We start from the raw sequence: 6042 nt of genomic DNA on the forward strand, positions 1-6042 counted from the left end.
GTAATCTTGCCTTCATAGATTGCCTTACCGATGATAGCCCCCGATAAGCCTGCTTCCTGTAAGTCCCGTAGGTCCTGCAGGGTGGTTATACCACCTGAGGCTATAAGGTGAAGGTCTTCTCGATCTTTCAAAAGTGTACGATACAGGTCAAGTGAAGGGCCACTGAGCATTCCGTCCTTGGCAATATCTGTACAGATTACCTGATAGAGTCCCTGGCTACGGTACAGGTCGATGAAGGCTGCAACCTCCTGGTCACTCCCTTCAGTCCATCCTGCACTCTGGACCATACCATCCTTGGCATCGGCACCCAGGATCAAGCGATCACAGCCGAATTCCTCGATCCAGGAGATCAACAGGGAGGGATTCTTCACTGCAACAGAGCCACAGGTAACCTTGCTTGCCCCACTGGAAAATGCTGCTTCGAGGTCCTCACCCCGTTTGATTCCCCCACCAAAGTCGATGATAAGATTGGTGTTGCTTGCAATACGTTCAAGGCTCTTCAGATTGACAATGCCTTTCCCCTTAGCCCCATCAAGGTCCACAACATGCAAGTAACGAAGATTGGCATCCTCGAACTGCTTTGCAAGATCAAGGGGATCGGAAGCATAGATCTTTTTCGATTCATAATCGCCTTGGGTGAGGCGGACTGCTTTTCCGTCAATAATATCGATAGCAGGGATGATATGCATTAGAGCTCCTCCAAAAACGTTCTCAGCAACTGTTCTCCTATATCACCACTCTTCTCAGGGTGGAACTGGCAACCATAGTAGTTATCCTTATGCAGTACTGAGGAGAACACCTGACCACCATACTCCGTGCTTGCAATGGTTGCCTCACAGAGGGGAACATAATAGCTATGTACAAAATAGCACCAGGCTTCTTCCTGCAAACCAGAGAACAACCGGTCGTCACTGTACTGTAGGGTATTCCATCCCATGTGGGGAATTTTGTACTCAGGGGGGAGGGAGAATTTACGCGTTGGTATGGGAAAGATACCCAGTGTCTGGGTATCATGCTCCTCACTGGTGGCACACATCAGTTGCATTCCCAAACAAATTCCCAAGAAGGGTTGTTTCAAGGAGGTAAGGACAGTATCGAGCCCTTTCTCACGAAGGTAAGCCATTGCCGTGGAGGCTTCCCCTACTCCAGGGAATATTACCTTGTCGGCATTGGCCAGCTCTTTTGGGTCATCGGTAACCTCCGCTTTATAGCCAAGGCGGTGAAGTGCACAGAGTACTGAGCGGGTATTCCCCGCATTATACTTTACGATTGCGATGTTCATAGCATCCCCTTGGTTGTAGGCAGTTCCATCGAATATGGGTTTCGATGCACAGCCTCTTTGATAGCCCGAGCAAAAGCCTTGAAAAGAGCCTCACACTGGTGGTGGGCGTTTCCATCGCTTACCTTGAGCGAAAGATTACATCCTGCACTATCACTGAAGGATTTGAAAAAGTGTTCAACCATCTCAGTGGGGAATGTCCCTATATACTCTCTTTTAAAGGAAACATCCCACTGGAGATACGGTCGTCCAGAGAAATCCAGTGCCACCTGGGCAAGGACCTCATCCATGGGAAGGATCTCAGCACCGTAACGATTTATGCCCCGTTTATCACCCAAAGCTTCACGAAATGCACCACCCAAGGCAATGCCCACATCTTCCACCGTGTGATGTTCATCCACCACCAGGTCTCCATGTGCGTGCAGATCCAAGTCACAACCACTGTGGCGAAGCACCTGTTCCAGCATATGGTCGAAGAAAGGAATATGAGTATGGATGGAACCGAGGGAACCTCCATCAAGATTCAGCTTAAGTGAGATCTCCGTCTCTTTTGTTTTTCTTTCCAATCGTGCAGTACGTGGGGAGAGGTTGTGCTCATCAAGAAGGAAGGATGCAATGGTGGCCCAGTTGTCGCTGACCAGAATACAAACCTCCTTGAGCTCATCCACTAGCTCTGTTGCTCTCGATTCATCGGTAAACCAGATTGCCTTACACCCAATATTCTTTGCGAGCTGCACATCAGTGAGACGATCCCCGATCACAACTGAGTGATCAAGGTCGTAGCTTCCATCCATGTACTCGGTAAGCATACCAGTCTTAGGCTTCCTTCCCGGGCAGTTATCCTCAGGTAGTGAGTAATCTATATGCTCGGCATCGAAGGTAATGCCCTCACCATTCAGCGTCTCCATGATTCTCTGGTGGGGAATCTCAAAGGCTTCCTTGGGGAAGGAAGGAGTTCCAACCCCATCCTGGTTACTCACCATGGCAAAATACCAACTTCCATCCTTCCTTAGGCGGGAGAGGGCACCAAAAACCCCTGGGATGTAGCGAATTTTCTCTAGACTATCTACCTGCATTTCCTCAACGATGATTCCGTCACGATCCAAAAACAGCACTCGCTTATGCATCTTAGCGCTCCTTGTATGCAGCCAATGCTGCCAGCAGTCTGTCATTCTCTTTCCTGCTTCCTATGGTAACTCTCAGGCAGTTTTCACAGTGAAGCTCTTTACTTCGATTACGCACAATGATACCCATCCCTGCAAGATAGTGGTAGATCGAGAGGGCATCGGAAACCCGCACAAGAAAGAAATTTGCATCACTGGGGAAGACCGTCCTCACACATGCAAGCGTTTTCAACTTCTCTTCCAAACGCAGCCTCTCATCCTTGATAAGGCAAAGACCCTTCTCTACCTCAGCTGCATTGCCAAGAGCCTTGAGCGCCAACTCCTGACTCGGAGTTCCGAGGTTATAGGGGTACTTCATACTTCTGAAGACTGATACCATCTCCTCGTCAGCCACCGCAATACCAACCCTCGCACTGGCAAGAGCCCAGCACTTGGAGAGGGTCCTGAGCACAACCAGGTTAGGATAGGAGTCTAACAACTTGACCGCACTCTCCTTCTCGCTGAAATCATAATAGGCTTCATCAACCACGGTAATGCCGTCAAAGAGCTCACATACCTGCCTCACCTCATCGAGAGGGAATGCATTGCCACTGGGGTTGTTTGGGCTGCAGATGAAAAGTAGCTTCAGTCTTCCTTCCCCACCTCTGTTCTCCTTCTCCCGTTGCAGGAATTCTGATAACGCTGGAAAATCGATTCCAAATGAAGGGGTCAAGGGAACAGTGGAGACTCCTACATCATTGATGTCTGCAAATACCTTGTACGCACCATAGGTGGGGGGCATGAGCAAGATTGAGTCCTTTCCTGGTTCACAGAAACAACGCAGCAGATTGTCAATCAACTCATCACTGCCATTGCCCAAAACGGTCTTCGAAAAAGGAAGGCCAAGCACCTCTTCGACCTTTTTTCGCACTGCAACCGAGAGCGGGTCTGGATAGCGGTTTGCATCTGCTTTCTCGACAAAATCCTGCCAATTCTCGTTTGCATCGAGATAGACTTCGGCTTTCCCGGTAAAATCGTTACGTGCACAGCTGTACGGGGTCAAATTGGCGATATTCTTTCTCAGCAACTCTCTCATTTCTCTTCTCCCAAACGGACTGCTACCGCACTCCTGTGAGCACCCAGCTGTTCCTGTTCTGCCATACAGAGCAGGGTTGGTGCAAGAGAGGCAAGGCCTTCCTTGCTGATTTTCTGTACAGTGATTTTCTTGATGAATGAATCGGTACTCACCCCGCTGTACGAACGTGCCCATCCATTGGTGGGAAGGGTGTGATTTGTGCCGCTTGCATAATCCCCTGCACTCTCACAGGAGTAAGGTCCAAGGAATACCGACCCAGCATTGACCACCTTCTCAAGCAATGCATCATCCTCTGCTTCTCCCAGATCGATGATCAGGTGTTCAGGGGCATATGCATTGACCATGTGTGCAGAGGCGTCCAGGTTAGGGACAATAAAGGCCCTGGAACCGGCAAGACTCTGCTCCAAAAAGGTGGTTCTCTGTAATTCGGCAAGTTGCTTTGCTATCGCTTCTTCCACACGATCGATAAACTCATTCCCTTCTCTTTTTTCTCCCTGCACAACAAGCATCGCCTGGCTATCTCTTCCATGTTCAGCCTGGCTGAGCAAGTCACTGGCTACAAAAGCTGGGTTTGAGGAAGGAGAAGCAACGACCATTACCTCACTCGGACCTGCCGGCATATCGATGGCGCAGGTAGTACTGCTTACCTGTACCTTGGCTTCAGTCACATACTGGTTACCTGGTCCGAATATCTTGTCCACTGCCTTGATGGACTGGGTTCCATATGCCATGGCAGCAATCGCCTGGGCACCTCCCACTGCATAGATTTCCTTCACATTACACAGCTCTGCAGCATAGAGAATGGCAGGGTGAATCGTTCCTTGTTTTCCTGGAGGGGTGCAGAGGACCACCTCTGGGCACCCCGCAACCAAGGCTGGTATTGCCAACATCAGGACAGTGGAGAACAGCGGTGCGGTACCACCAGGGATATAGAGCCCAACCCGATCCAGGGGAACAACCTTCCTGGAGAGAGAGATACCCTCAGCAACCGTTACCTGCTCACCAGTGGGCATCTGCGCAGCATGGAAGCTATGGATATTGTCATAGGCCTGGCTGAGAGCCCTCTTCAGGGTATCATCCACTTCTGCCTCTGCTGCCTTCCGCTCTTTGGAAGATACAGAGAGGGATGAAAGGGTTACGCCATCAAACTCTGATGCAAAGCGTAAGAGAGCGGCATCACCTTCCTCCTTCACTGCATTCAGAATTGCGGAAACCTGTTTGGTTACCGACTGTGTTGTATCCAGATTCCGTTTAAGCAACTTCTTCAATTGCTCATCCGGTGGATTCTCATACCGCTGTAGAAAGGCCATGGTTCCCCCTACTCTGTCATCTTTTCAATCGGGGTTACGAGTATCCCCTGTGCACCAAGGGCCTTGAGCTGTTCAAAGTCCTCCCAAAAGGTATCCTCTGCCACAACGGTTTGTACAGAGACCCACCCCTTTTCCATCAATGGAGTGACCGTAGGGCTCTTCATGCCACCGATGATGTGAGCCACCTGTTCCAGGTGTTCCTCGGGAAGGTTGAACATGATGTATTTATAGGAGGAAGCCTTCATGACTGCATCGAGGCGGATCATCAGACGGTCAAGAATACGTTGTTTTTCAGCATTGGCCATCTGCTTGCGCCCGATCATGACAGCGGTTGATGTATAGATGCTCTGCACTTCTCTCAAACCGTTCATCGCCAAGGTCGCTCCAGTGGAAACCAGGTCACAAATGGCATCAGCAACACCAACGGCAGGAGTTATCTCCACAGAGCCGGAGACCTGTACGAAGCTTGCAGAGACCCCATTCTCTTTCAGGATACCTCCAAGAATGTTTGGATAGCTGGTTGCCACACGCTTTCCTTCCAGAGAAGAAAGACCCTGATACACGAAGTCATTGGGCACTGCTATACTCAGCCGGCACTTGGCAAAGCCAAGGTCTCTGAGTACTTCCAGGTCGATGGCCTGTTCATCATACTCATTTCTTCCCACAATCCCGATATCGGCAATTCCATCACGTATGTAGGCAGGGATATCGTCATCCCGTACATAGAGAAACTCCAAGGGGAAGTTGGAAGCTTCCTCTTTCAGGACACGGGCATCACTGCCGAACTTGATCCCGCAGTTCTTGATGATCTGCAACGATTTTTCGCTCAGCCTTCCGCTCTTCTGGATTGCAATTCGTACTACTTCAGCCATGATTTTCTCCTTCCTGGGGATAAAAAAAGCCCCCGCGACATGCGGAGGTCTGTATATAGAGGTCCAGCTCCCACCTGTCTACGGTCGGTTACACAAGTGATGATGGTGATGGACGCGGTTCTGATTCGTTTTCATGGCAAAACCTTACCGTTCTCTCTCGGTCCCTGTCAATACCAAACCAAGAAAACCGTATGAATATTCAAAAAATATGCATATGGACACCTCACGGTTGTTCAGAGGAGTATCTGCTTGGCCCACTGAATGGCACGTTCAACCTCTCCTTCCTTGAGAGGGCCTTCCTTGCCATGTACGAAAAAACCGGCAGGGGTGGTCACTTTTATACCTCCCTTCCTCACCAATTTTGCTTGTATCGGTTCAGCGG

Annotated in this window: 6 protein-coding genes; all 6 read right to left on the reverse strand. The window is 50.0% G+C overall.

Annotation, left to right across the window (positions count from 1 at the left end; all coding sequences use genetic code 11):
• Positions 1–689 (reverse strand): 1-(5-phosphoribosyl)-5-[(5-phosphoribosylamino)methylideneamino]imidazole-4-carboxamide isomerase (gene hisA, locus JF818_RS05515; RefSeq protein ID WP_198890963.1); only part of this gene is annotated, 689 nt, incomplete at its 3' end.
• On the reverse strand, positions 689–1282 hold the full coding sequence (gene hisH / locus JF818_RS05520; RefSeq protein ID WP_198890964.1) for an imidazole glycerol phosphate synthase subunit HisH: 594 nt from the start codon (positions 1280–1282) through the stop codon (positions 689–691). The genes hisH and hisA, both read right to left, overlap by 1 nt.
• A complete protein-coding gene (gene hisB, locus JF818_RS05525; protein ID WP_198890965.1) occupies positions 1279–2406 on the reverse strand; it encodes a bifunctional histidinol-phosphatase/imidazoleglycerol-phosphate dehydratase HisB in 1128 nt (375 codons plus the stop codon). Before hisB ends, hisH begins: the two co-directional genes overlap by 4 nt.
• A 1-nt stretch (position 2407) precedes the next feature.
• On the reverse strand, positions 2408–3478 hold the full coding sequence (gene hisC / locus JF818_RS05530) for a histidinol-phosphate transaminase (protein WP_198890966.1): 1071 nt from the start codon (positions 3476–3478) through the stop codon (positions 2408–2410).
• On the reverse strand, positions 3475–4788 hold the full coding sequence (gene hisD / locus JF818_RS05535; protein WP_198890967.1) for a histidinol dehydrogenase: 1314 nt from the start codon (positions 4786–4788) through the stop codon (positions 3475–3477). The genes hisC and hisD overlap by 4 nt, the downstream gene beginning before the upstream one ends.
• Positions 4789–4796: 8 nt before the next feature.
• Positions 4797–5660 (reverse strand): ATP phosphoribosyltransferase, encoded by an 864-nt coding sequence (gene hisG, locus JF818_RS05540; RefSeq protein WP_198890968.1) that lies wholly within the window; start codon positions 5658–5660, stop codon positions 4797–4799.
• Positions 5661–6042: the final 382 nt, after the last annotated feature.

This window comes from Sphaerochaeta sp. S2 (genome assembly GCF_016406725.1).
In the GTDB taxonomy this organism is placed as follows: domain Bacteria; phylum Spirochaetota; class Spirochaetia; order Sphaerochaetales; family Sphaerochaetaceae; genus Sphaerochaeta.